This window comes from Nonomuraea sp. NPDC048826 (genome assembly GCF_043198225.1).
Lineage (GTDB): Bacteria > Actinomycetota > Actinomycetes > Streptosporangiales > Streptosporangiaceae > Nonomuraea.
This window is the reverse complement of the sequence record NZ_JBICUQ010000011.1, coordinates 320607-344630: the sequence shown is the minus strand read 5'-3', so window position 1 is coordinate 344630 and position 24024 is coordinate 320607. Positions and strand designations below refer to the sequence as shown.

The following is a 24024-nucleotide window of genomic DNA, read 5'->3' as shown; positions in this document are numbered from 1 at the left end:
GCGACCCGTTACGACAAGCTCGCCGTACGCTACGAAGCCGTCGTCATCATCGCTGCGATCAACCAGTGGCTCAATGCCTTATGAAACACGACCTAGGTGTACTGACCACGGACGTTGGTGACAGCGGGGCCAGATCCGCGACCCGCCGTCGAAGATCTTGAAATGGGTGAGGACCTCCTGGCGTGGTGGGTAAGTACGTCCTGTGGCCGTGACGTCTCACCTGACGTCCCAGTCCTCCCGGCGGGGCGGGTAGGCGAAGGTCTGGGACTCCGCCCAGTCCTCCCCGACGTTGCTGTAGTCGTGGGCGGCCTCGCTGGCCGTGTGCTCCGGGCCGATGTCGACCATGTCGACGACCGACCAGACGCCGCCCACCCGCTGCTCCACGATGTAGTGGAACTCGTTGTAGCCCGACGAGGACACCGACGTGTTGACGATGGTGAGCGAGCTCCGGCCCGCGGTCAGGTCGGGCGGGAGCTCGACGATCTGGTTGCGCCACTTGTAGGTGCTCTCGCCCAGCAGCGGACGCCACTCGGCCGCCGGCCGGCCGTTCACGGTGATGGTGGCGTGCTGCAGGGCGACGCCCACGTCCAGGCGCCGGGTCAGCCGCACGGCGGTGTTGGCCGGGTCGACGGTCACGGTGAACCGGCTCGACCCGCCTCGGGGGAACGCGCGGCCGTCGTCGGTGACGACGTGGCCGGGGTCCGGCACGCGGCCGGGCTCCTCGGGCCCGCCGGTCGGCAGTGCGGCGATGACGCCCCACGTCGCCACGGAGATGATCGCGGTGGCCCCGGCCGCCTGGCGCAGCCCCCGCCCCCTGACCGACGCGACGACCCGGCGCAGCGGCCGGGCCGTCGCGAGGTCGCCTGGGCCGGCCGGGGGCCCGGCGGGCTCCTGGGCGGCCGGGAGATCTGTCTTGGCGTCCTCCCCGTAGGCCATCCGGGTGACGCGCACCCGCTCCCACGCCCGTTCCCACGCCGGGATCCGCGCTGCGGGAACCCGGCAGGCGTGCAGGAAGGCCAGCATCACCGCCTTCTTCGGGAAGCGCCGACCGGCCAGCATGTCGGCACAGGTCGCCCGCGGCAGCCGGGCCCCGCCCGCCTTGTCGGCCCGCGCCTGCAGCTCCCGCAGGGACGCGTCGGCCCGGGCGAACTGCTCGGCCAGCACCCGCACCAGGTCAGCGTGGCTGCTCACCCGCTCCAGCTCATCGTCGACGGACCGGAAATCTCGGCCGTCCTGGGAGTCCGCATTCATCGAAGCCCTGACCCCTGCCCTCTCCTGACCCGGGGACACCCATCTGATTACTTTCAGTGTACGAGCAATCACTCTCCGGGCCAGGCCGGGCGCCGTCAGGGTTCGAGCAGCTCGCCCCGCATCCGGCTGATCAACTCCTTGTCCAGGCCGAGCCGGTCCGTCACATAGGCGTGGACGGACCCGTACGTCTCGGCCAGATCATCCAGGAACAGGCGCATGATGTCGCCCGGCGCCCGCCCGTACCCCGGCCAGCGCGGCTCGCGGCCGGGGTGGGCGGCGCGCCAGACGGCCAGCAGGTGATCGGTGGCCAGCTCGGTCAGCGCGAAGTCGGCGACGATGTCGTCCTCGGCCACGTCCAGCAGGGACAGCACCAGGGCGGCCACCATCCCGGTCCGGTCCTTGCCCGACTTGCAGTGGAACAGCAGCGGCCCGGGGGCGGTGGCGACGACCTCCAGCGTCCGGCGCAGCTCGGCCACCCCGTCGACGGCGACCTCGGCGTAGCGGTCGGCCAGGTAGCGCCACGGGTCGACGTCCGGGGAAATCTCCGCCTGGTCGTAGGGCCGGTGCTCGACGCTGAGGTTGACATAGGTCAGGCCGTCCTGCTCGGGCACCCGCCCGTGCTTCTCGATCTCCCACGGGTACCGCAGGTCGATCACCGTGCGGACGCCCAGCTCACGGAACCTCTCCAGGTCGCGTCCCGCCAGGCGGACCGGCGCGTCCGACCGGTACAACCGTCTCCACCGTACGAGCCGGCCGCCCGCTCCCCGGTAGCCGCCGAGGTCCCGGAAGTTGCGCAGCCGGTCGAACGCGATGTGTCTCTCCACGGACGATCACCCTAGGGCCTCACGGAGCAGGGCCTCGACCCTGTCGTGCCCGGGGCTTTCGCCGGGGCGGCCGCGGCGGCACCACTCCAGGGCGGTGCGCTGCTCGACCGGGTCGCGCAGCCGGGGGTCGGCGCCGCGGCGCAGCAGGTGCGCCACGCTCGCCGCCCGGCCGTTGGCCGCCGCCAGGCGCAGCGCCTGACGGCGGTAGGCGTGGTCCTCGGCGTCGACGGGCGTGCCCGCGTCGAGGAGTTCGTCGATCACGCCCAGCCGCTCGTGGTCGGCGGCCATGGCCAGGGCCCGGACGCGCTCGATCAGCGGGGCGTCGGCGGGTGACCGGCCTGACAGGTCTCCGGCCGCGGCGGCCTCGGCGAGACCGCCGACCCGCGCGCCGGCCGCGAGCAGCACGTCCAGCACCTCGGTCATGCCGAAGACGGCCGCGTGCACCAGGGCCGTGCCGCCGGGGACGCCGCCCGCGTCCGGTGCGGCGGTGGCCTCCAGATCGGCTCCGGCCCGGACGAGCACGGCGGCCACCTCGGCGTCGCCGTAACTGGCGGCGGTGATGAGCGGGGTCTCCGGGTCGCCGGGCAGGCCGTCCACCGGCGCACCCGCCTCGATCAGCAGGCGGGCGGCGGCGCCGGTGCCGGGCAGCGGCCCGGCCAGGCCCAGCCGGGCGGCGTCGAAGCGGAGCATCGCGAGGTAGCCGAGCGGGCCCGCGCCCCGGGGATGGTCGCGCCAGCCGCGCATCATCTGGGCGGCCTGACCCGGCTGCCGGGCCAGCAGCGCCCTCAGCCCGTCGAGATCGCGCCGGTTGAGCAGGTCACGCCGTTCGACCTCGGTCTTCAGCGCGGTCCAGCCGGGGAAGCCGTACGCGCGGGCGATCGCGAGCTGGGCGGCGCTCAGCGTGGGCTGTTCGGTGATCGCCGCGAGCCGGGCGGCCGCGGCGGGCTCGCCGGCCCTGGCCGCGCGCAGCAGTTCCTTGGCCTGGCGGCGCAGCTGGGCCAGGTCAGGGCGGGCGGGAAGATCCATGACGTCTCCCTGGCGGTCCGGTGGTCCGCGTACCAGGCCGGAGGAGAGCGTCGGCGGGAAGATCGGGGTCGTGCGGCGAGGTGGACTCTGTCCTGCCCGCGGACCCGGAGGCGTCCTCGTACGCCTGGGCTCCAGGATAGACGGGCAGGACAGTCGTCGTCAGGTGGCCTTCTCCAGGCCGGCGGCGGACAGCGGGGTGGCGATGTCCTCCAGGCCGCGCCGTTCGGCCTTCACCCCGAAGATCAGCTCCACGATGCCCGCCAGGATCATCAGGATGGCCCCGATGGCGAAGGCGATCGCCGTGTCCCCCGGCACCCCGCTGGCCACCAGGTTCGCGAAGATCAGCGGGCCGGCGATGCCACCGGCCGCGGTGCCGATGGCGAAGAAGAAGGCGATGGCCATCGCCCTGGTCTCCATCGGGAAGATCTCGCTGACCGTCAGGTAGGCCGAGGCGGCCCCGGCCGAGGCGACGAAGAGCACCACCGACCAGCAGGCGGTGAGGGTGACGGCCGTGAGCATGCCCTCGTTGAACATCCAGGCGGTGCCCAGCAGCAGCAGGCCGGAGCCGATGTAGGTGGCCGAGATCATCGGCACCCGGCCGACGGTGTCGAAGAGCGGGCCGAGGATCAGCGGGCCGAGGAAGTTGCCGACGGCGATGACGGCGAAGTAGTAGCCGGTGTGGGTGTCGATCTGGAAGAACGTCGACAGGATCTGCGCGTACCCGAAGGTGATCGCGTTGTAGAGGAACGCCTGCCCGATGAAGAGCGACAGCCCCAGCACGGTCCGGGTCGGGTAGAGGGCCACCATGGTGTGCGCGATGCGGATGAACCCGATCGACTTGCGCGTGTGGATCGTCATGGCCTGGCCGGGCTCGGGCAGCTCGCGACCGGTCTCGCGGTGGACCTCCTCCTCGACGCCGCGGACGATGCTCTCCGCCTCGTCACCCCGGCCGTGGATGAACAACCAGCGTGGGCTCTCCGGCACGTGCCTGCGGACGAGCAGGATGGCCAGGCCGAGGACGACGCCGAGGCCGAAGGCGACCCGCCAGCCGATGTTGACGGGCAGGTTGTTCAGCAGCGGCACGGTGAGCAGCGCGCCACCGGCGGCGCCGAGCCAGTAGCTGCCGTTGATGAGGATGTCGATGCGGCCGCGGTGCTTGCTGGGGATGAGCTCGTCGATGGCGGAGTTGATCGCGGCGTACTCGCCTCCGATGCCGAACCCCGTCAGGAACCGGAACAGGAAGAACCACCACACGCTGAACGAGAACGCCGTGGCGAGCGTGGCCGCCAGGTAGACGATCAAGGTGATGATGAAGAGTTTCTTCCGGCCGAACTTGTCGGTCAGCCAGCCGAAGAACAACGCCCCCGAGCAGGCCCCGGCGACGTAGAGGGCGGCGGCGAGACCGGCGACCTGTTCCTGGGTGATGTCCAGGCCGCTGCCCGGCTTGGCGAGCTGGGCGGAGAGGTTACCGACGATGGTGACTTCGAGCCCGTCGAGGATCCAGACGGTCCCGAGCCCGATGACGATCATCCAGTGCCAGCGTGACCACGGCAGCCGGTCCAGCCGTGCGGGCACCTTGGTGGTGATGGTGCCGGTCTCGACATCGCTCATGAGCACCTTCGGTTACCCGTCGCCGGGCCGTCAAACCCGGCTAGAACTTGCGGGCCTCGACCATGCAGGTCGTGAACCACGGGCCGCCGTACCAGTACCGCCAGCCGAGGTCGCGGCAGCGCACGTCGCGGGCGCCGACCTCGCGCAGCGCGGCCTCGTACGCGGGCGCGTGCCGGAAGTCCGCGACGAGGATCAGCCCGCCGGGGCGGACGACCCGGTACGCCTCCCGCAGGGCCTGCTCGCGGGCGGCGGCGTCGGGGAGGTCGTGCAGGGCCAGGGCGGAGACGACGACGTCGAACTCCTCGTCGCCGAAGGGCAGCGCGCGCAGGTCGGCGGTCACCAGGCCGACGCGGCCGGAGACGCCTTCGGCCTCGGCGTTGGCCCGGATGGCGGACCGGTCGGCGCCGCGGCGTGCGTCGACGACGCCGGTGGCGTGGCCGGAGTCGAGCCGTTCGGCGGCGCGCAGGAGCACGGCGCCGCGCCGGCTGCCGAGGTCGAGCACGTTCTCGTGGCCGTCGAGCCGGTCCAGTTCGGCGCGCCAGACGGCGAACTTGCCGCGCCGGGTGGTGTGCAGGTGGCTGGCCGCGCTGGCGAGCGTGTAGAGCGCGCCGAGGAGGAAGATGACGGCGGCCATGAGGATGCCGGCGGCGGCGGAGGCGGCCATGAGCGCGAGCAGGAGCAGGGCGCCGAGAAGGAGACCGGTCAGCGCCCAGGGTGCGTCGAACCCGTACTTTCCGCGTCGATTGGCCACATTCACGTTATAACGCAAAGACTCTCTTGACCTCATGTTGACCCGCCTTCGGTCGTGGACACGGTCAATCAGCCGCAAACCGCATTAGCGTTGGTGGGATCGGCGCACACTGGGGGGTTTGACCAGGCATGACAGACCGGGAGCGTGACTTCGGACTCGGCCCCAGCCTCGGGCTGACGCTGGGGTCCGCCCTGCTGTGGGGGGTCGCCCATCTGGCGACCCACCGCCATCGGACCGCGTTCGTCCTCATGTCGGCGCAGATCCTGCTGATCGCCGCGATCCTCACCGTGGTCACCGCGTTCAGCACGCAACTGCTGTCGCTGGCCGTGCAGCCGGGGTGGATGACGGGGCTGGCGCTCATCCTCGCGGCCGTCGCGGTCGCCTGGGTCACCGTGATCATCTGGTCGTACATGCTGGTGCGGCCCGCCGCGTCGGGGATCCCGGCCCGGGCCCTGGCCGCCGGCCTGGCCGTCTCCCTGTGCGCGCTGGTGCTGGCCCCGACCGCGTACGCGGCGCGGATGGCGTACGTGTCACGCGACCTGGTGCACCACCTGTTCGCCGGCAACATGGGCGGCCCGGTCGTGGCCGAGGACCCGTGGAGCGGCGCGCAGCGGGTGAACTTCCTGCTCGTCGGGGCCGACTCGGCGCCGAACCGGCCCGGGGTGCGCACCGACAGCATGACCGTGGCCAGCGTGGACACCGCCACCGGCGCGACCACGCTGCTCGGCCTGCCGCGCAACCTGGAGGAGGTGCCGCTGCCGGCCGGCCCGGCCCGCGACCGGTTCCCGTACGGCTTCACCGGCGACGGCGGCAGCACCCCCGGCCTGCTCAACGAGGTCTTCCAGTACGCCGAGGACCACCCGGAGCTGGTGCCCGGCGTGGCGACCGGACGGCGCGGGCCGGCGCTGCTCAAGGAGACGGTCAGCGGCGTGCTCGGCATCCCGGTCCGCTACTACGCCATGGTCGACATGAAAGGCTTCGCCGAGATGATCGACGCCGTGGGCGGCGTGCGGATCACCGTCGAGGAGCCGATCGTGTACGGGAAGTACCGCGAGGGGCTGCTCCAGGCGGGCACCCGCAGGCTGAGCGGCGAGGAGGCGCTCTGGTACGGCCGCTCCCGCACCGACAGCGACGACTACGTGCGCATGGGCCGGCAGAAGTGCCTGATCAACGCGGTGGCCAGGCAGGCGGACCCGCTCACGCTGCTCAACAGCTTCGAGGGCCTGGCCACGGCCACCAAGCGGGCCATCTCCACGGACGTCCCGCAGGATCTGCTCCCCGCCCTGGTCGAGCTGGCGCATAAGGTGCGGGACACCCCGATCCGGAGTCTCAACTTCGTACCGCCGCTGATCAGCACCGCCGACCCGGACTGGCGGCTCATCCGGCACAAGGTCACCGAGGCGCTCAGGCCCGTGACCCGCAGGCCGGCGACCACGGCCGCAGGCGGGGCGACCCCGACCGCGTCCCCCGAGGACCCGGTGACCCTCGACAAGACCTGCGGGTAAGCCCGGCCACATGTTGCTTACCGAGGGGAGGAGGGCGCTTTCCTGGGTAGGGTCCGGGGATGACGCCCCCTGCCCGTTCTGGACTTTCATGACTCGACTATCGATCGCCGTCGACCGGCATTCCGGCTACAGCGTCGTCTCCCTCGACGGCGAGCTCGACCGAAGCACCCGGCAGGCGCTCAGCCTGTCGCTCGACGGGCTGCTCGACCGGGAGGAGTTCCGGCTGGTGGTCGACACCGGTCAGCTCCTCTTCTGCGACTCCCGAGGGCTGTGGCCGCTGATCGCCGGTCAGCTGGAGGCCGAGGGCGCGGGTGGGGCGCTGCGCCTGATCGGCGTGCACGGCGCGCTGGCCCGGCTGCTGACGGTCAGGCACCTGGTCGACCGGTTCCCGCCGTACGAGACGCTGGCACAGGCGGCCCGCTGGCGGCGCTGATCCTCAGGCCCGGTAGGCCCCCGGCGGCGTGTCGGCGCCGTTCGCCGTCGCCTCGTCCTCCGGTTTGCCCGTCACGGGGAAGCGGACGTTCATGCGCAGCACGACGGTGTCCTCGGACCGTTCGAGGCGGACCTCGTCACAGATCTTGCGGATGATCCACAGGCCGTAGCCGCGGGAGGCCGCGGGGGGCGGATCGGCGCCCTGCCGGTAGAGGTGGCCGGCCGTGAGCGTGCCCGCCGTGTCGGTGATGTCGATCCAGATGCCCCGGTCGTCGGCTCGGGCGTGCAGCGTGCCTGAGCCGCCGCCGTGTTCGAGCGTGTTGTCGGCCGCCTCGTTCACGGCGATCACGAGGTCGTCGAGGCGGGCGCCGGTCAGCCCCTGGGAGGTCGCGAAGGACCGTACGTGATCGCGCAGCAAAGCAAGATCGGCGGTGATGGGGCAGCGTAGCGCTGTCTCCTCGCCCATGCTCATCTCCCGGCATGATTCGGCCCGGCTGCCTGCTGCCCGCTCTTCGCGGACCCATTCACCCGGCCATCCTGACCTGGCCTCACGCGCGCGCGGGATGCGCTCACACGGAGACTCCCCGACGTCCGGACCACAGCGGAAGTTACACGGTCTGAAACCGGTTTTCTGCGCATTAGGGGAGAACGCCGCCCGATTATCAATATTTCTGCATTTTAGCGACCCGACACGACACTCTATTCCCTCCTCACACCACCGGCTCCTGTGACATGATGAGTCGCGGAATGGAAACGGTTTTCATAATCGTGATCAGGAGGGACAAACCGTGAGAGTGGCGTTCGTCGGCAAGGGTGGCAGCGGCAAGACCACGCTGTCGGCGCTGTTCGCGAGATACCTGGCGAGCCGAGGCGCCCCGGTGGTCGCCGTCGACGCCGACATCAACCAGCACCTGGCCCTGGTGCTCGGCCTCGACCGCCCGCCCGAGCCGCTGGGCGCCCACCTGACCGAGATCAAGGACCTGCTGCGCGGCGACAACCCGCGCATCCCGTCGGCCGACGCCATGGTCAAGACGACCCCGCCCGGCCGCGGCTCCCGGCTGCTCCGCTTCCGCGACCTCGCGGCCTACGAGCACGCGGTCACCACCCCCGAGGGCATCCGGCTCATGGCGACCGGCCCGTTCGAGGAGGGCGACCTCGGCGTCGCCTGCTACCACTCCAAGGTCGGCGCGGTCGAGCTGCTGCTCAACCACCTCGTCGACGGCCCCGGCGAGTACGCCGTGGTCGACATGACGGCCGGCTCCGACTCGTTCGCCTCCGGCCTGTTCACCCGCTTCGACCTGACCTTCCTGGTCGCCGAGCCGACCCGCCAGGGCGTGAGCGTCTACAAGCAGTACCGCGACTACGCCGCCGACTACGGCGTGGCCCTGGCCGTCGTCGGCAACAAGGTGCACGGCCCGTCCGACGTCGACTTCCTGCGCGAGCACGTCGGATCCGCCCTGCTCACCTGGATGGACCACTCCGCCGCCGTACGCGCGATGGAGCAGGGCCGCCCGTTCACCCTCGACGACCTGGAGCCGGCCAACGCCGACGCGCTCGCCGTGCTGCTCAAGCACCTCGACGAGCAGGAGAAGGACTGGCCCAGGTTCGGCAGGCAGACGGCCGAGTTCCACCTGCGCAACGCCAAGGCGTGGGCCAACGCCAAGACGGGCGTCGACCTCAGCGAGCAGATCGACCCCGAGTTCGTCTACGGACCATGACCACACGACTGTCGCCCTCTGGTCATCTGGAGCGTTTCCGGATGCTCACCTAGCGTCAAAGGGCGATGCTCTTCCTGAAAGGAGACAGCATGTCGCTGACCGTTCCGAACGATCTGCTCGACCGGGCCCGGACAGGCGACGTCGACGACGCGGCCTTCGTGGCCTGCGTGCGCGACTCCCTGCCCTACGCCTGGTCGGTGATCAGCGAGTTGGTCGAGCAGCGAGACAAGACCGGAGCCGAGTTCGCCGACAATCAGGTGCCGCCGCCGGACGAGCAGGCGCGCGGGGAGCTCCTGCGCTGCCTGGCCAGCGATGCCATGCGCGGTGCCCTGGAGCGCCACTTCGGCGTGCGCCTCGCCTTCCAGAACTGCCACCGGGTGGCGGTGTTCGCGCCGTCCGCCGACGAGGCACTGCGCGAGTTCGTCACGCCGCGCGCGCAGATCCTCAACCAGAAGCCGGAGCTCGTCGACTGCTAGCTCCGCGCGCCTCCGGCGGGCGGGTCCGCCTGCCGGAGGCGGGGCAGCACCTCCGCGCCCAGCCGCCGCACGTTCTCCAGCACCCGCTCCCGGTCTCCCGCGCCTTCCACCATGAGCAGGAATCTCCCGATGCCGGTGGCGTGCGCCGTGCGGGTCAGCCGTTCGACGCACAGGTCGGCGGAGCCGACCGGATGGATGCGGGTCAGCAGATCCACGTACGCGCCGACGTCCCTGGGCGGGCGCGGCGCGCCGTCCACCGCGACGTAGCCGGCCAGCCCCGGCTCCAGCCAGGCGGGCATCGCCCGCTTCAGCTCCTCGACCGCCCGCGGGGTGCTGTCGGCCACGTGCGCCACCGCCGCCGCCACGTGTCCGGGGTCGGCTCCCCCGGCCCGCTCGGCGTAGCCGCGCACCATGGCGGCCTTGTCGGCGTCGCCGACGTGCAGGCCGAGCAGCATCGGCAGACCCCGGTCGGCCGCCAGCGCGGCGGTGCCGGCGGAGGTGCAGGCCACCACGGGCCGCATCCGGGCGGCCGGCACCACGGTCACCTCGCGGAAGGCGAAGAACTCGCCATCGGCCTTGACCGGCCCGCCCGCCAGCGCCGCGACGAGCAGGTCCAGCGACTCGGGGAACCCCCGCTCGAACCGCGCCGGACCGGTGCCGAACACCTCCAGGTCCACCCACGGCCCGCCTCTGCCCACCCCCAGCGTGAACCGGCCGCCCGACAGGTGGTGCAGCATGGCCGCCTGCTCGGCCAGCGCGATCGGGTGCTGGGTCGACAGCACGCTCACCGCGGTGCCGAGCCCGATGCGCGAGGTCCTGCCGATCGCCACCGCGGCCAGCGTGGTGGGCGACGGGCAGACGCCGTAGGACATGAAGTGGTGCTCGGCGATCCACGCCTCGTCGAACCCGGCCCGCTCCGCCGCCACGACCAGCTCGACGGTGTCGGCCAGGACCCGCCCCGGCTCCCGGCCGGGGAAGCCCGCCGCGATGAGGAAGACGCCGATGCGCACCTCTCCGATGATGTCAGCCGAAGAGGCTGACCTGACCCTCCCCCACGGACGGATCCCGGTGTCGCTTCAGATGCCGCCACGCGGGCAGGTCGTCGAGATAGGACCAGGAAAGCCGGTGGTGCGGCGTCGGCCCGAGCCTGGCCAGCGCCTCCTGGTGGAGCGGTGACGGGTAGCCGGCGTTGTCGGCGAACCCGTACTCGACGCACCCGATCCCCGCCATGTAGGCGTCCCTGCGGACCTTGGCCAGCACCGACGCGGCGGCCACCGACACGCTGGCCGCGTCCCCCTTGACCTCCAGCCGCACCCGCCAGGGCGGGCCGATGTAGTCGTGCTTGCCGTCCAGGATCACCGCGTCCGGCCTGACCGACAGCGCCTCCAGCGCCCGTCTGGCCGCCCTGCGCAGCGCCTCGGTCATGCCCAGCCCGTCGATCTCCAGGTGGGACGCCTCGCCGAACCCGACGCCCGCCGCCCACGACCCCAGCTCGGCGGCCACCGTCTCGCGCCTGGCCGCGCTGAGCCGCTTGGAGTCGGTCAGCCCGGCCGGCGGCTCCGCCTCGCCCGCGACCACGGCGCACACGGTGACCGGCCCCGCCCAGGCGCCCCGGCCCACCTCGTCGACGCCCGCGACCGTGCGGATGCTCGGCTGGGACTGCAGCAGGCGCTCGATGGCGTACGTGGGCGGCACGGGGGGAAACGCTACCGGGCCGCGAGTCGTACGTGGGCGAGGTCGGCGGCGATGAGCCGGGCCGCGACGTGCATCGCGCGCAGCGTCACCGAGACCGACGGCCGGTTCACGCTGGAGGAGCGGGCCACGGCGAGCACCTCGCGGCCCACCGGGTTGCCGGGGAAGTGGCGCACCGACAGGCCGCGCACCCCTGCCGCGAGCGCCAGCGCGGGCACGGCCGCGATGCCGATGCCCTTGGCCACCAGCGACAGGATCGTTCCCAGGCCCTCGAACTCCCACGGGACCGGCTTGGTGCCGCCGACGTCCACCAGCAGCCGGTCCACCGCCAGCCGGGACGGCTCGCCGTCCGGGGTGGCCATCCACGGCTCGTCACGCAGCTCGCGCAGGTCGAGCGGCACTTCCGGGTCGGCGAGCCGGTGCCGGCGCGGCACCACGAGCACGAGCGGGTCGGACAGCAGCGGGAAGACGCGCAGGTTCTCGCTGGCGGCGGCGAGCCCGTACCAGTCGTCGACGAGCGCGATGTCCACCTCGCCCGACTGCACTTCCCGCATGCCCCGTCCGGACCTGCTCTGCCGCAGGCGGAGCGTGAGTCCGGTGTGGCGCCGGAGCGAGCGGGCGAGTGCCGGGGCGAATGCGACCGCCGCTGTGGGGAAGGCGGTGACGACGACGCGCCCGGCGGGACTCCCCGCGTGGGCCGACAGGTCCGATTCCGCCTCTTCCACCATCGAAAGGATGCGTTCAGCGTGGGCCACGAGCCGCCGACCGGCGTCGGTGAGTTCCGCACTTCTGGCCGTACGGTCGATGAGGGCGGTGCCGGTCTCCCGTTCCAAGGCTGCGAGCTGCTGGGAGACCGCCGAAGGGCTGTAGCCGAGAGACTCGGCCGTCGCGGCGATGCTCCCCCGGCGGGCGAACTCGCAGATCACCGTCAATCGCCGCAAATCAAGCATCAGACTTCCTTATGCCTACCCACAACAAGCCTCGCTTGTACTGATGCCTTCATCCAACCACCCTGGGAACGTGACAACCATGGCAGTGACACTCTCCGCCACCCTGGCGGCGAACGAGGACATCGAACGAAGACGACGCGCCGGGGAACGCGTGCTGAACCTGGCCTTCGGTGAGGCCGGTCTGCCCGTCCACCCGGCGCTGCGCGGAAAGCTGGTCGCCGCGTCCGATCGCAACGGCTACGGGCCGGTCGCGGGGGCGGCCGGACTCCGCGGGACGGCGGCGGGCTACTGGACACGACGGGGGCTCCTCACCGACCCCGAGCAGGTCGTCTGCGGGCCCGGCAGCAAATCGCTGCTGTACGGGCTGCTGCTGGCGATCGGCGGCGACGTCGTCCTGCCCATGCCCAGCTGGGTCAGCTACGCAGCGCAGGCCGACCTGGTCGGCTCCCGCCCGATCATGGTGCCCGCTCCCCCCGGTGAGGGCGGCGTGCCGGATCCCGACCGGGTCGCCGAGGCCGTGCGGGCCGCCCGCGCCCAGGGCAGGACCGTGAGCTCCGTCCTGGTGACGCTGCCGGACAACCCGACCGGCATGCTCGCCCCGCCGCGGACCATCGGCCGCCTGGTGGAGGTCGCCCGCGAGCTCGATCTGCTCATCATCTCCGACGAGATCTACCGCGACCTGCTGCACGACCCCGCGCTCGTCTACACCTCCCCGGCCGACCTCGCGCCCGAACGCACGCTGATCACCACCGGGCTCAGCAAGAGCCTGGCCCTGGGCGGCTGGCGGATCGGCGTGGCCCGGCTCCCCGACGGCGCCGGCGACCTGCGCGCGCGCCTGCTCGCCGTGGCCAGCGAGATCTGGTCGGCGCCGGCCGCGCCGGTGCAGGAGGCGGCCGCGTACGCCTTCACCGACCCGCCCGAGCTGGCCGAGCGCATCGCCCGCAGCAGCCGCCTGCACGGCGCCGTCGCGCACGCGGTCCGCGACCGGTTCGTGGCGATCGGCGGGTCCGTGCCGGCCCCCCAGGGCGGCTTCTACCTCTATCCCGACCTGGGCCACCTCGGGCTCGGCGGCTCCGCCGAGGTCACCCGGGCCCTGCTCGACAAGCACGGCATCGGCGTCCTGCCCGGTCACGCCTTCGGCGACGACCCGGCCGCCGCCCGGGTCCGCGTCGCGGTCAGCCTGCTGTACGGGGAGACGAGCGAGGAACGGACGGCCGCGCTCGACAGCGACGACCCCCTCCAGCTCCCGTGGATCAGGGCCAGCCTGGATCATCTGACTCTCGGGCTCACGGAGCTCTCGCTCAGCGTGCCCGAGTCGCGCCCCGCGCTGGTCTGACCCTCATCCCCCATACGTGCGGAGGCCCCGCCCTGTCCCCCCAGGGCGGGGCCTCCGACGTCTCGGCTCATATCCCGCTCGGATGCGGCCGCCCCCGCGGACCACACCTCGTATCTCCTCCAGAGTGGCCTCGAAGGCTCAACAGGGAATCAACGGGGGATCAACGGGAGAATTAACGAATCGGTACCTTCCTAGGTGGGGGCCCAGGATGGATCTATTATTTGGTACCAAATCGATCCATTGCTGTGGAGACAGGCGGCATGGCTGGTCAGGGCGTCGAGGGCGGGCTTCGGTTCGCCGTGCTGGGTCCCGTCCGCGCGTGGCGCCACGGGCAGGAGCTCGACCTGGGCACTCCCTTGCAGCGTTCCATTCTCGGCATGCTGCTGCTCAAGGAGGGGCACGCGGTCACCCCGGCCGAGATGATCGACGCCGTCTGGGGTGAGGAGTCGCCGCCGCGCGCGCTGGGCGCGCTGCGCACCTACGTCTCCCGGCTGCGTACGGTGCTGGAGCCGGACCGGCCCGCCCGTTCGCGCCCCGAGCTGCTGACCTCCGTCGGCAAGGGCTACGCGCTGCGGCTGCCGCCCGGGTCGCTGGACCTGACCCGGTTCGAGCGGGCCGTCGCCGAGGCCGAGACCGCCCGCCGGGCCGGCCGGCTGCCCGTCGCCGCCGAACGCATGCGGTCCGCGCTCGCCCTGTTCGAGGGCGAGCCGCTGGCCGGAGCCGTCGGCCCGTACGCCGAGCACCAGCGCGACCGGCTGATCGAGCGGCGGCTGGGCGTCATCGAGGCGCTCATGGACGTCGACCTGGAGCTGGGCGACCACGCCTCGGTGGTGGCCGAGCTGGTCGCGCTCACCGCCGACCACCCGCTCCGCGAACGGCTGCGCGCCCAGCTCATGCTCGCCCTCTACCGGTGCGGGCGGCAGGGCGACGCCCTCGCGGTGTTCACCGAGACCCGCCAGGCGCTCATCGACGAGCTCGGCGTCGAGCCGGGGCCCGAGCTGACGGCCCTGCACCAGCGCATCCTGGCCGCCGACCCCGCCCTGGCCGCCCCCGCCCCCGCGGAGGACGCCCAGGAGACGCCGGAGCCCGAGGCGGAGCCGGCACTCGAACTACCCAGGCCCGCCCAGCTCCCGGCGGCCGTAAACGACTTCACCGGGCGCAGGGAGATCGCCGGGCGGCTGCGCTCGCTGCTGTCGGCCCAGTCGTCGGCCGAAGGCGTGCCGGTCGTGGCGATCTGCGGCATCGGCGGCGTGGGCAAGACCGCGCTGGCCGTGCACGTGGCCCACGCAACCGGCGAGCTGTTCCCCGACGGTCAGCTCTACGCCGACCTGCGCGGCTACACCGACGAGGCGGCCGACCCCGCCTCGACGCTGGGCTCGTTCCTGCGCGCGCTGGGCATCCCGGCCGACGTCATCCCCGAAGGGCCCGCCGACCGGGCCGCGCTCTACCGGTCGATCCTGGCCGACCGGCGCATCCTCGTGCTGCTCGACAACGCCCGCGACGCCGCCCAGGTCAGCCCGCTGCTGCCGGGCTCGCCGGGCTGCGCGGCCATCGTGACCAGCCGGTCCAAGCTCGCCGACCTGCCGTCGGCCAGGCTCGTCGACCTGGACGTGATGGAGCCCGACGAGGCGCTGTCGCTGTTCGCCGCGGTGGCCGGGCCCGAGCGGGTGGCGGCCGAGCACGGCGCCGCCATGGACGTGGTCGCCGCCTGCGGGTTCCTGCCGCTGGCCGTGCGGATCGTGGCGGCCCGGCTGGCCGCCCGCCCGTCGTGGACGGTGGCCTCGCTGGTGCCCCGGCTGGCCGACGAGCAGCGCCGGCTGGACGAGATGCGGGTCGGCAACCTGGCCGTGGAAGCCACGTTCGCGCTCGGCTACGGCCAGCTCGACCCGGCCCAGCAACGCGCCTTCCGGCTGCTGTCCCTGCCCACCGCGCCCGACATCTCCGTCGGGGCGGCGGCCGCGCTGCTGTCGACGACCGTGATCGAGGCCGAGGACGTGCTGGAGTCGCTGGTCGACGCCAGCCTGGTGGAGGCGCCCGCGCCCGGCCGCTACCGCTTCCACGACCTGCTCAAGCTGTTCGCCCGGCGGGAGCTGGAGAAGGCCGAACGGCAGCAGGCCCGCACGCTGGCGCTGCGCCGGCTGCTCGGCTTCTACCTGGCCTCCACCCAGTCGGCGCACCGGCTGGCCTACGAGGGCAGCATGATCTCCGACAACCTGGTGGTGGTCGGCACCGGGCTGACGTTCGGCACCGCGGAGGAGTCCGTCGCCTGGCTGATCGTCGAGGGCGACGCGCTGTTCGCCTCCATCAACCAGGCCGCCGCCTCCGCCCGCGCCGGGGAGCAGCTGCTGCCCGCGGGCGACCTGCTGGTGGCCATGGAACCGCTGCTGGAGTCCGGCACCCACACCCGCGAGTTCGACCACGGCACCCGCGCCGTGCTGGCCACCGCGCTCCGGCTCGGCGACCAGGGCAGCGAACTGCGCGCCCGGTACGTCCTGGGCCGGGTGCTGTTCGCCGGCAACCGGCTGCCGGAGGCCGAGGAGCAGTTCACCCGGGTCTACGAGCTGTCCGCCGCCCGCCAGGAGAAGATCGTCACCGGCGAGGTGCTCAACGCGCTGGCGGTCGTGGTGGGCCGGCAGCGCCGCCACACCGAGGCGCTGACCTGGTTCGACGCCGCCATGCGGTGGTACCGCGAGAACGGGGTGCCGGCCGGCGAGGCGCTGGTGCTCAGCTACTCCGCCCGCGACCATCTCGGCCTGGGCCGGCCCGAGGACGCCATCGCGGCGGCGGAGAAGGGGCTGGCACTGTTCACCGAGATCGGCAGCGGCGCCGGCACCGCCAGGGCCCGCTACCACCTCGGCATCGTGCTGTCGCGGGTGGGCCGGCTGACCGAGGCCGTCCACCACCACGCCGAGTGCCTGGCGTTCTTCCGCGCCGGCAAACAGCGGGTGTGGGAGCAGCGGGTGTGCTCGCGGCTCGCCGAGACGTTCATCGCCGCCGAACGCTACGACGACGCCGTCCGCCACGCCGAACAGGCGCTGATCGTCTCCCGCGAGATCGGTCATCCGTACGGGGAGGCGCTGTCGCTCACGGTGCTGGGACGGGCGCTCAAAGGGCTGGGCAGCGCCTCCAGGAGCGCCGAGTGCCTACGGCAGGCCCTCGACCTCTTCACCCGGCTCGGCGCGCCCGAGGCCGACGACGTCAGGAGCCTGCTCGGGACCATCCCCGTCGGCGGGAACGTCGTCGAGTCCTGAGTACAGCTCGTCGTCCAGACGTGTCATCCACACATGGTTAAACAAGGCTGTCCTTTGGGAGTCGGTCACGAACCCCCGTGGTCCGTACAGGTGGATCGGCCCGGCCGGCCGCCTGACCACCGCGCGTCGCCAGGGGGCCCGGTCATCCGGATGCTCCGCGCGGCGGCTAGCCGCCTCACAACGGCGACCGGCCGGACCCGACACGGTCCTCGAACCCCCCAGGGCCGTGTCGATGTCAGAAGCTTCCACCACGCCGGTCAACAACCAATCAACGCCCGATCAACGGGAGGGGCGGAACCTCTGAGGAGGTGTTCAGAGGAGGAAGTAGCCCTCGGCGATGAGGGGGCGGATGGCCTCGGTCTGGGGGGCGGCGCCGTCGCCGACCAGCTCGGCGATGACGTTGAGCAGGGGCCCGAGCGCCAGCTCGCCGTCGCACACCCCCGCGAGAGCGGCCTCCACGGTGCCGACCTCGCGCGTACGGCGCAGCCCCGTGGTCTGGCGCAGCACGATGCGCATCGGATCCTCGGCCCCCGGCAGCCCGATCCGCTCGTCCAGCAGGCCCTCGGCGGTGCGCAGCCGCGCCGAGGGGAGGTCCTGGACGCGGTGGGCGGCCGCGATCGCGTCGAGCACGCCGTCCACGTAGTCGCCGACCGGCAGCGACACCCGGTGGGTGAGCTGCTCGACGCGGACCACCGGGTCGAGCGTGCCGGTGTTGCGCATGCTGATCCAGCCGAACCCGACCGCCTCGACCTTGTGCTCCTCGAACCAGGCCAGCCACCGGTCGTAGCGCTCGGTGTATCCGGGGGTGCCCTGCTCGGCCGCGTCGCGCAGCCACAGCTCGACGTACTCGGCCGGGTCCTGCACGTCGCGCTCCACGACCCAGGCGTCGCAGCCGCCCTCGCGCAGCCAGCCGCCCACCCGGTCGCGCCAGTCTTCCCCCTCCACGTGCAGCCAGCTGGCCAGGAAGTGCGCCTGACCGCCGGGTGCGAGGTGACGCGGCGTCTCCCGTACGAGATCGCGGCAGAAGGCGTCGCCCTCGGCGCCGGTCTCGCGGTAGGTCAGGGCGCCGCCCGGAGAGATCACGAACGGCGGGTTGGCCACGATCAGGTCGTAGCGTTCGTCCTGGACCGGCTCGTACAGCGAGCCGACGCGGGCGTCCACGCCGGAGATGCCCGACAGGCGCCAGCTCAGCCGGGCCAGCTCGATCGCCCGGGGGTTCACGTCGGTGGCGGTGACGTGGGCGGCCCGGCCGGCCAGCGACACCACCTGCACGCCGCAGCCGGTGCCGAGGTCGAGCGCGCGGTCGGCGGGGCGGCGGGTGACGAGCTGGGCGAGGTTGGCGGACGCGCCGCCCGCGCCGACCACGTGATCGGGGCGGAGCGCGGGGTCGCCGGGGCGCACCTTGCGGTCGGAGACCACGTAGCCGTCGCTCTCCCAGGGCTGCAGGTGCACGTCGGCGCGGACCTTGTCACCTTGAGCGCTCACCAGTCCGGACTCCAGCACGGCCGCGGGCAGGCGCGCGGCCTCGACCGGGACGCCCAGCCACCAGAGCCGGACCAGCGCGCCGAGCGGGTCGTCGCCGACGGTCGCCCGCAGGGCGGGAACCAGCTCCTCGCGGGCGAGCGCGGAGGCCGCCACGTCGCCCAGCCGCTCGCGTACGCCGTCCACGGTGTATCCGGTCTCGAGGAGATGATCGCGCAGTCGTTCCACGACACCATCCTTTCACCGCGAACCAACACGCATGATCCGATACTGTCAGTGATCATACTGTTACCGAGGTAAGTCGGCATTCTCCAAGCGAGACACAAGTGCCGCACGGTATTTCTTGGATGGCTCTCCCCTGCCGTTCGAAGAGGAGCGGATCCCGTGTTCATCCCCTGCCTGGCCTGCGAGGCCCGCTTCGCTCCCGACGAGTACTTCGGCGCCTGTTCCGACTACAACCGAGGGCTCGACCTGGTGTCGTGGACGTGCCCGCGCTGCGGCAACCGCGACGACCTCCGGGTGCTGCCCGGCGAGCTGGGGTTCGGCTACCCGCGGGGCGGCCGCTTCGACGTGCAGGGCCGCATCCGCGTGCCGGGGCTGCGCCGCCAGCGGGGGGACCTGCGGCTCGACATCTCGCTCCACACGTCGAACTGGAGAGTGCGGACGCGCCTGCGGCAACCCGCCTGAGGCTGGCGCGACGGCTCCCCTGACGGTCTAGGCGTCGTCGCGCTGGCGCAGGCTGTGCCAGGCGGCCTCGGCCAGGCCCCTGACCTCCTCGTCGCTGGGCGTGTGCGCGCCGGCGAACCAGAGCCGGCACATCTCCTGCGCCGGCCCGAGCCACAGCACGTAGCACATGGTCGGGGAGACGGGCTGGAGCATGCCGTTGCGCATGTGGGGCCGCCACCAGTCGGAGACCTGCCGGAAGAACTCGCGCCGGGCCTCGGCCACCTCGGCCCCGCCCGGCTCCTGCTTGCGCGGCGGGCGTTCGCTCACGAGCAGCCTGGCCCGCTCGGGGTGCTCACCGGACCAGCGCATGTGGAAGGCGACGACCGCCTCCACGCCGGAGCGGGCGTCGTCGTGACGCCTCAGCTCGGCGACGAACTCCTCCTGGTAGGCCCGGAGGGTTTCGGCGTAGAGCACGCCGAAGACATGCTCTTTGCTCGCGAAGTGGTGGTAAAAGCTTCCGACGCTCACACCACTCTCGTCACGGAGGCTGGCCAGGGTGGTGGCCGACACCCCATCCTGGCTGAATCGGCGGAGGGCCCCTTCGATGATCCGGGTCCGGCCGTCGCGTCCGTTCTTGGCACTCTTCACGCTGTCAATGGTGAGCCACCAGAACCTTGTTCCGCAAATATCAGGGCCTCTGGGATCATAGCGGTCACCTCCACCGATCCGGCGGACACTTTCATCGCCGCGTCCGGCCAGATCTTGCGGATCATGCCCAGCACCCGGCGGTTCTCCCCCATCACGTCCATCCCGACGGTGGTGGCCCCGCGCACGACGGCCCTGGCCAGCAGCCGGTTCACCAGCTCGGGGCCGAGGCCGAACCCCTGCCACTGGTCGGTGACCACGACCGCGATCTCCACGTCGGCCACGCCGCCCCGGTAGCTCATGGCGTGGCCGACGATCTCCCCTTCGTGCACGGCGACGAGCACGTCCCTGGCCTCGGTCACCTCGGTGAGCGCGCGTACCAGGCTCGCCGCCGGCCTGCCGACGCCGGCGAAGAAGCGCAACGTCTGGGTGTGCAGCGACAGGCCCGCCAAGAAGCGCCGGACGCGCTCGGTGTCGTCGCGGCGGCCAGGACGGATCAGCACCCCGTAGAGCTGAGTTCCAGACATGAACCCAGACTCCTCCTCCGCCCCTGAGTCTGTCAATCGAACTCAGGTAGAATGTGCGGCATGATCGTGCCTTTCCGGGTGGACAACTGCTCGATCGAGCGCACCCTGGACGTCGTCGGGGAGAAATGGACCTTCCTGGTGCTGCGTGAGGCGTTCAGCGGCGTACGACGGTTCGCCGACATGCAGGCGCACACCGGCGCGCCACGACAGGTGCTCAGCGCCCGGCTGACGCGCCTGGTCGAGGAGGGGCTGCTGCGCAAGGTGCCCTACCGCGAGCCCGGCCAGCGCCAGCGTGACGAGTACCGCCTGACCGACAAGGGCCGCGACCTCTATCCGCTGCTGGTCGCGCTCATGCACTGGGGCGACAAGTACCTCTCGGACGACGAGGGCCCGCCGACGCTGCTGACCCACCGCGACTGCGGCGCGCCCGTCGAGCAGTACCTCCGCTGCGCCGAGGGCCACGAGGTGGGCGGCCCGCGCGACGTCACGCCTCTGCCCGGAGCAGCGCGGAAGACCGCCTGAGCCGCGTGCGGGAGCACCTGCCGCGCTGCCTACCCTTGTAGCGTGTACCGGTTCCTGCTGACGCCCCGCTGGGTCGCGCTCCACGTCGTCGTGCTGCTCGTGATCCCCGCCTTCGTGCTGCTGGGGCAGTGGCAGTTCGGGCGCTTCGAGGAGCGCTCGGCCAACAGCGACCTGGTCACCCGCAACATGGAGAGCGCGCCGGTGTCCCTGGAGACCCTCGTCCGGCCGGGCGGGCCGGCCGCGGAGTCCGACCGGTTCAAGAACGTCACGGTCACCGGCACGTACGATCCCGCGCACGAGCTGGTCGTCCGGAGGCGCCCGCAGAACGGCCGGCCGGGCTACTACGTGATCACTCCCCTGGTCACCGGCGGCGGCCACGCCGTGCTGATCAACCGGGGCTGGGTCAAGGCGGGCGCGAGCGCCGACGAGTATCCCGAGGTGCCCCCGCCTCCCACGGGTGAGGTAACTGTCACCGGGAGGCTACGTCTCAGCGAGACCGAGGAAAACAGCGGCGTCAGGGAGCGGCCCGGGCTCCCTCCCCGGCAGGTGCTGCTGATCAACCCCGCCTCGATCGGCAAGTCCCTGACCTATCCCCTGCTCGACGGCTACGTCGAACTGACCGATCAGGAGCCCCCGAGCGCCGCCGCCCCCGAGCCGGTGCCCGAGCCCGACGTGGGCTCGGGCGGCGGGCTCAACCTCGCCTACGGGGTGCAGTGGTGGCTGTTCATCGGCATCGCGATCGGCGGCTGGGCGCTGCTCATCAAGCGCGAGGTGGCCGACAGGAAGGCGCAGGAGTCCGTCCCCGAGAAGGAGGAAGTTCGCACCGATTAAGGTGTTGAACGTGATCCGGCATATCGAGTTCGCCAATATCCACAATTTTCGTGACGTTGGCGGATATGCCACCGCCGACGGCCGCTCGGTCCGCTGGCAGCGCCTCTACCGCGCCGACTCGCTCGGCTGGCTGGCCGGTGACGACATCGAGACGTTCCGGGCGCTGCGTGTGCGCACCGTCATCGACCTGCGCCATCCCTTCGAGGCGGAGAAGTACGGCCGGGTGCCCGAGGAGCACGGGCTGGCCTACCACAACCTGCCCATCGAGGGCCGCCGCTGGGACGTCGCCGTCTTCGACGAGGACCTCGGCGTGGCCCGCTACCTGGCCGACCGCTACCTCGAGGTGACCGAGGACGGCGTCGACAACCTGCGCACGGCCATGGAGACCATCGCCCGCGCCGACTGCGCCCCGGTGGTCATCCACTGCGCCGCCGGCAAGGACCGCACCGGCCTGCTCTCGGCGATCGTGCTGTCCCTGCTGGGCGTGGCCGACGACGACATCGTCGCCGACTACGCGCTGACCGGCCTGGCCACCGAGCGGTTCATCGCCGCCTGGCAGGCCCGTCACCCCGGCGGCACGGTCTGGCCCGGGTTCGGGCTGGCCCCGGCGGAGGCGATGCGGATGTTCCTGACCGACCTGTGCGCCCGCCACGGCTCCGTCGAGGGGTACGTGACGGAGACGATCGGGCTCGGCCCCGGCGTCATCGGCGAACTCCGCGAGCATCTGCTGACTGGATCGGGGCCCGGCGGGTAGGTGCGGCGCCGGGGTTCGCAGGGAGCGGCACCCTTGCACAGCGGACCCCCTCGGCCCGGGGTCGTCCGCGTCCCCCTCTCGGCGACTCCGGGCCCCCGGTGAGCCGTCGGAGACCCGGATCCCTGCGCCCGGACGGCTCGTGATCCGGCACGGAGACCCAACGGATACGTCGCAGCTTGTTCGGCGTTATCCCGCCGTCGTACGGTTACCTGCGTGACTACGCCGCTGCTTCCCGACCCAGAGCCGAGGCGGCGCGACTACGTGATCATTTCCGCCGACGATCACCTGATCGAGCCACCTGACCTTTTCGAGGACAGGGTGCCGGAGAAATACGCCGACGTCGCGCCCAAGGTGGTGGAGACCGAGGCCGGTCACCAGGTGTGGCGCTACGGCGGGGCCACCTATCCGTGCGCGGGGCTCGACGTGGGCGCCGGTCTGCCCCGCGAGCAGTGGACGCTCGACCCGGTCAGGTTCGAGCACATGCGCCCTGGCTGCTACGACATCGAGGCCCGCGTCAAGGACATGGACACCGCCGGCATCTGGGCCGCGCTGTGCTTCCCCGCCACGGTGGCCGGCCAGGCCGGCATGGCCTTCGCCAGGACCCGCGACCAAGAGCTCGGGCTGGCCCTGGTCAAGGCCTACAACGACTGGCACATCGACGTCTGGGCCGGCACCTTCCCCGAGCGGATCATCGGCCTGCAGCTCCCCTGGCTGCCCGACCCCGACGTGGCCGCCAAGGAGATCAGGGCCAACGCGGCGCGTGGCTTCAAGGCCGTGGTGTTCCCCGAGTTCCCCACCCGGCTGCGGCTGCCGTCGATCCACAGCGGCCACTGGGACCCGTTCTTCGCGGCCTGCGAGGAGACCGGCACCGTGGTCTGCCTCCACACCGGCTCGTCGGGCTGGTCGCCGGTGCCGTCGCCCGACACGCCCATCGAGGCGATCACCACGCTGATGCCGACCAGCGCCATGTTCGGGTGCGCCGACTGGCTGTGGTCGGGGCTGCCGCTGCGCTTCCCCAACCTGCGCATCCTCATCGTCGAGGGCGGGGTGGGCTGGCTCCCGATGCTGGCCGAGCGGGCCGACTACGCGCTCGACCACCCGGTGGCGGGCGGCGAGACGTCGTGGGAAGGCGGGCTCAAGCCCAGCGAGGTGCTGCGCCGCAACTTCTTCTTCGGCACGCTCAACGACCACGCGCTGTCGGGCGTGCGGCTGGCGGTCGGCCTCGACCACGTGCTGCAGGAGAGCGGCTACCCGCACTCCGACTCGACCTGGCCCGACACGCAGCAGGCGGTCGCGCGCAACCTCGGCCCGCTGCCGCCCGCCGACATCGCCAGGGTCGCGTACGGCAACGCCGCCCGGTTGTTCGGTCACCCGCTCCCGTCACGTGCCTGGCTGCGGATGGAGGAGATCTAGCCTTCCTGCGGCAGGGCCTCCACGCGACCGGTGATGACCTTGCGCTCCCAGTCGACGTATCTCCCGCTCTCGCCGAGCAGCGAGGCCATCAGCCAGAGGAACACCCCGAAGTCGTCGGCCACGCCGATGAGGACGAGGAAGTCGGGCACCAGGTCGATGGGCGAGATCATGTAGACCACGCCCATCGCCATGAGCCCCAGCTTGCCCTTGCCCAGCCCTTCGTAGCGACCGCGCATCGCGGCGCCGATCATGCGCGGGATCGCGCGTACTCTCGTCATGAGCCCCGGCGAGCCCGGCTTGGTCACTTCGCGGTACGTGCGCCACGCCGCCGCCGCCCGTGCTGCTTTCGCCATCATGAGAT

24 protein-coding genes are annotated in these 24024 nt (G+C 72.0%); 11 read left to right on the top strand and 13 right to left on the bottom strand.

The genetic code is table 11. The features are described 5' to 3' along the window. Positions 1 to 216: 216 nt before the first annotated feature. The 5 genes from ACGFI7_RS36445 to ACGFI7_RS36425 form a co-directional block, all read right to left on the bottom strand. Entirely contained in the window at positions 217 to 1191 is a 975-nt protein-coding gene (locus ACGFI7_RS36445; protein ID WP_393412856.1) for a hypothetical protein, read from the bottom strand. A 155-nt stretch (positions 1192 to 1346) separates the two neighbouring features. Next, positions 1347 to 2075: a tyrosine-protein phosphatase gene (locus ACGFI7_RS36440; protein WP_393412854.1), complete on the bottom strand. Its 729-nt coding sequence runs from the start codon at positions 2073 to 2075 to the stop codon at positions 1347 to 1349. Positions 2076 to 2081: 6 nt separating this feature from the next. Further along, positions 2082 to 3101, bottom strand: a complete 1020-nt coding sequence (locus ACGFI7_RS36435) for an ankyrin repeat domain-containing protein (protein WP_393412852.1) — start codon at positions 3099 to 3101, stop codon at positions 2082 to 2084. 159 nt (positions 3102 to 3260) lie between these two features. Next, the gene (locus ACGFI7_RS36430; protein ID WP_393412850.1) at positions 3261 to 4712 is read right to left on the bottom strand and encodes an MFS transporter; all 1452 of its coding nucleotides are present in this window, start codon (positions 4710 to 4712) and stop codon (positions 3261 to 3263) included. A gap of 40 nt (positions 4713 to 4752) precedes the next feature. Continuing rightward, positions 4753 to 5463, bottom strand: a complete 711-nt coding sequence (locus ACGFI7_RS36425) for a class I SAM-dependent methyltransferase (protein ID WP_393412848.1) — start codon at positions 5461 to 5463, stop codon at positions 4753 to 4755. Between the two features lie 128 nt (positions 5464 to 5591). Between ACGFI7_RS36425 and ACGFI7_RS36420 the strand changes: the two genes are divergently transcribed. Both ACGFI7_RS36420 and ACGFI7_RS36415 read left to right on the top strand, forming a co-directional pair. Continuing rightward, positions 5592 to 6968, top strand: coding sequence for an LCP family protein (locus ACGFI7_RS36420; RefSeq protein WP_393412846.1), 1377 nt, complete (start codon positions 5592 to 5594; stop codon positions 6966 to 6968). 88 nt (positions 6969 to 7056) lie between these two features. After that, entirely contained in the window at positions 7057 to 7401 is a 345-nt protein-coding gene (locus ACGFI7_RS36415; protein ID WP_393412844.1) for an STAS domain-containing protein, read from the top strand. Between the two features lie 3 nt (positions 7402 to 7404). Here the strand turns inward: ACGFI7_RS36415 and ACGFI7_RS36410 are convergent, their stop codons facing one another. Further along, positions 7405 to 7866: an ATP-binding protein gene (locus ACGFI7_RS36410; RefSeq protein WP_393412842.1), complete on the bottom strand. Its 462-nt coding sequence runs from the start codon at positions 7864 to 7866 to the stop codon at positions 7405 to 7407. A gap of 322 nt (positions 7867 to 8188) precedes the next feature. On the opposite strand from ACGFI7_RS36410, the gene ACGFI7_RS36405 reads away from it, so the two are divergent. Beyond that, positions 8189 to 9118: an ATP-binding protein gene (locus ACGFI7_RS36405; protein WP_393412840.1), complete on the top strand. Its 930-nt coding sequence runs from the start codon at positions 8189 to 8191 to the stop codon at positions 9116 to 9118. Between the two features lie 89 nt (positions 9119 to 9207). Further along, positions 9208 to 9594: an SCO5389 family protein gene (locus ACGFI7_RS36400; protein ID WP_393412838.1), complete on the top strand. Its 387-nt coding sequence runs from the start codon at positions 9208 to 9210 to the stop codon at positions 9592 to 9594. On the opposite strand, the gene ACGFI7_RS36395 is transcribed toward ACGFI7_RS36400, so the two are convergent. From ACGFI7_RS36395 to ACGFI7_RS36385, 3 genes are read right to left on the bottom strand one after another with little or no spacing between them, the layout of a single operon-like run. Then, positions 9591 to 10604 (bottom strand): LLM class flavin-dependent oxidoreductase, encoded by a 1014-nt coding sequence (locus tag ACGFI7_RS36395; RefSeq protein ID WP_393412836.1) that lies wholly within the window; start codon positions 10602 to 10604, stop codon positions 9591 to 9593. The genes ACGFI7_RS36400 and ACGFI7_RS36395 overlap by 4 nt on opposite strands. A gap of 13 nt (positions 10605 to 10617) precedes the next feature. After that, positions 10618 to 11289, bottom strand: a complete 672-nt coding sequence (locus ACGFI7_RS36390) for a ribonuclease HII (protein ID WP_393412834.1) — start codon at positions 11287 to 11289, stop codon at positions 10618 to 10620. A gap of 11 nt (positions 11290 to 11300) precedes the next feature. Then, positions 11301 to 12236, bottom strand: coding sequence for a LysR family transcriptional regulator (locus ACGFI7_RS36385; protein ID WP_393412832.1), 936 nt, complete (start codon positions 12234 to 12236; stop codon positions 11301 to 11303). A 79-nt stretch (positions 12237 to 12315) separates the two neighbouring features. On the opposite strand from ACGFI7_RS36385, the gene ACGFI7_RS36380 reads away from it, so the two are divergent. Both ACGFI7_RS36380 and ACGFI7_RS36375 read left to right on the top strand, forming a co-directional pair. Then, entirely contained in the window at positions 12316 to 13572 is a 1257-nt protein-coding gene (locus ACGFI7_RS36380) for a pyridoxal phosphate-dependent aminotransferase (protein ID WP_393412830.1), read from the top strand. A gap of 260 nt (positions 13573 to 13832) precedes the next feature. Beyond that, positions 13833 to 16823, top strand: coding sequence for a BTAD domain-containing putative transcriptional regulator (locus tag ACGFI7_RS36375; protein ID WP_393412828.1), 2991 nt, complete (start codon positions 13833 to 13835; stop codon positions 16821 to 16823). 312 nt (positions 16824 to 17135) lie between these two features. On the opposite strand, the gene ACGFI7_RS36370 is transcribed toward ACGFI7_RS36375, so the two are convergent. Then, the gene (locus tag ACGFI7_RS36370) at positions 17136 to 18533 is read right to left on the bottom strand and encodes a methyltransferase (protein ID WP_393412826.1); all 1398 of its coding nucleotides are present in this window, start codon (positions 18531 to 18533) and stop codon (positions 17136 to 17138) included. A gap of 156 nt (positions 18534 to 18689) precedes the next feature. Between ACGFI7_RS36370 and ACGFI7_RS36365 the strand changes: the two genes are divergently transcribed. Then, a complete protein-coding gene (locus tag ACGFI7_RS36365) occupies positions 18690 to 18992 on the top strand; it encodes a hypothetical protein (RefSeq protein ID WP_393412824.1) in 303 nt (100 codons plus the stop codon). 27 nt (positions 18993 to 19019) lie between these two features. Here ACGFI7_RS36365 and ACGFI7_RS36360 read toward each other — a convergent pair whose 3' ends face one another. Both ACGFI7_RS36360 and ACGFI7_RS36355 read right to left on the bottom strand, forming a co-directional pair. Beyond that, the gene (locus ACGFI7_RS36360) at positions 19020 to 19619 is read right to left on the bottom strand and encodes a TetR/AcrR family transcriptional regulator (RefSeq protein ID WP_393412822.1); all 600 of its coding nucleotides are present in this window, start codon (positions 19617 to 19619) and stop codon (positions 19020 to 19022) included. Continuing rightward, on the bottom strand, positions 19616 to 20143 hold the full coding sequence (locus ACGFI7_RS36355; RefSeq protein ID WP_393412820.1) for a GNAT family N-acetyltransferase: 528 nt from the start codon (positions 20141 to 20143) through the stop codon (positions 19616 to 19618). The genes ACGFI7_RS36360 and ACGFI7_RS36355 overlap by 4 nt, the downstream gene beginning before the upstream one ends. A 60-nt stretch (positions 20144 to 20203) precedes the next feature. Between ACGFI7_RS36355 and ACGFI7_RS36350 the strand changes: the two genes are divergently transcribed. The 4 genes from ACGFI7_RS36350 (at position 20204) to ACGFI7_RS36335 (ending at position 23663) form a co-directional block, all read left to right on the top strand. After that, entirely contained in the window at positions 20204 to 20665 is a 462-nt protein-coding gene (locus ACGFI7_RS36350) for a winged helix-turn-helix transcriptional regulator (protein WP_393412818.1), read from the top strand. Positions 20666 to 20707: 42 nt separating this feature from the next. Beyond that, positions 20708 to 21496, top strand: coding sequence for an SURF1 family protein (locus ACGFI7_RS36345; protein WP_393412816.1), 789 nt, complete (start codon positions 20708 to 20710; stop codon positions 21494 to 21496). A gap of 10 nt (positions 21497 to 21506) precedes the next feature. Beyond that, positions 21507 to 22250 (top strand): tyrosine-protein phosphatase, encoded by a 744-nt coding sequence (locus ACGFI7_RS36340; protein WP_393412814.1) that lies wholly within the window; start codon positions 21507 to 21509, stop codon positions 22248 to 22250. 213 nt (positions 22251 to 22463) lie between these two features. Next, the gene (locus ACGFI7_RS36335) at positions 22464 to 23663 is read left to right on the top strand and encodes an amidohydrolase family protein (protein ID WP_393412812.1); all 1200 of its coding nucleotides are present in this window, start codon (positions 22464 to 22466) and stop codon (positions 23661 to 23663) included. Here the strand turns inward: ACGFI7_RS36335 and ACGFI7_RS36330 are convergent. Then, complete coding sequence (locus ACGFI7_RS36330; protein WP_393412810.1) at positions 23660 to 24019, bottom strand: YkvA family protein; 360 nt, start codon at positions 24017 to 24019, stop codon at positions 23660 to 23662. The two genes, ACGFI7_RS36335 and ACGFI7_RS36330, sit on opposite strands and share 4 nt — an antisense overlap. Positions 24020 to 24024: the final 5 nt, after the last annotated feature.

Coding starts and splice junctions, on each gene's coding strand:
- ACGFI7_RS36385 (WP_393412832.1), bottom strand. CDS start 12,236: ATGCTTGATTTGCGGCGATTGACGGTGATCTGCGAGTTCGCCCGCCGG.
- ACGFI7_RS36380 (WP_393412830.1), top strand. CDS start 12,316: ATGGCAGTGACACTCTCCGCCACCCTGGCGGCGAACGAGGACATCGAA.
- ACGFI7_RS36330 (WP_393412810.1), bottom strand. CDS start 24,019: ATGATGGCGAAAGCAGCACGGGCGGCGGCGGCGTGGCGCACGTACCGC.
- ACGFI7_RS36415 (WP_393412844.1), top strand. CDS start 7,057: ATGACTCGACTATCGATCGCCGTCGACCGGCATTCCGGCTACAGCGTC.
- ACGFI7_RS36400 (WP_393412838.1), top strand. CDS start 9,208: ATGTCGCTGACCGTTCCGAACGATCTGCTCGACCGGGCCCGGACAGGC.
- ACGFI7_RS36355 (WP_393412820.1), bottom strand. CDS start 20,143: ATGTCTGGAACTCAGCTCTACGGGGTGCTGATCCGTCCTGGCCGCCGC.
- ACGFI7_RS36435 (WP_393412852.1), bottom strand. CDS start 3,101: ATGGATCTTCCCGCCCGCCCTGACCTGGCCCAGCTGCGCCGCCAGGCC.
- ACGFI7_RS36430 (WP_393412850.1), bottom strand. CDS start 4,712: ATGAGCGATGTCGAGACCGGCACCATCACCACCAAGGTGCCCGCACGG.
- ACGFI7_RS36420 (WP_393412846.1), top strand. CDS start 5,592: ATGACAGACCGGGAGCGTGACTTCGGACTCGGCCCCAGCCTCGGGCTG.
- ACGFI7_RS36410 (WP_393412842.1), bottom strand. CDS start 7,866: ATGGGCGAGGAGACAGCGCTACGCTGCCCCATCACCGCCGATCTTGCT.
- ACGFI7_RS36350 (WP_393412818.1), top strand. CDS start 20,204: ATGATCGTGCCTTTCCGGGTGGACAACTGCTCGATCGAGCGCACCCTG.
- ACGFI7_RS36375 (WP_393412828.1), top strand. CDS start 13,833: ATGGCTGGTCAGGGCGTCGAGGGCGGGCTTCGGTTCGCCGTGCTGGGT.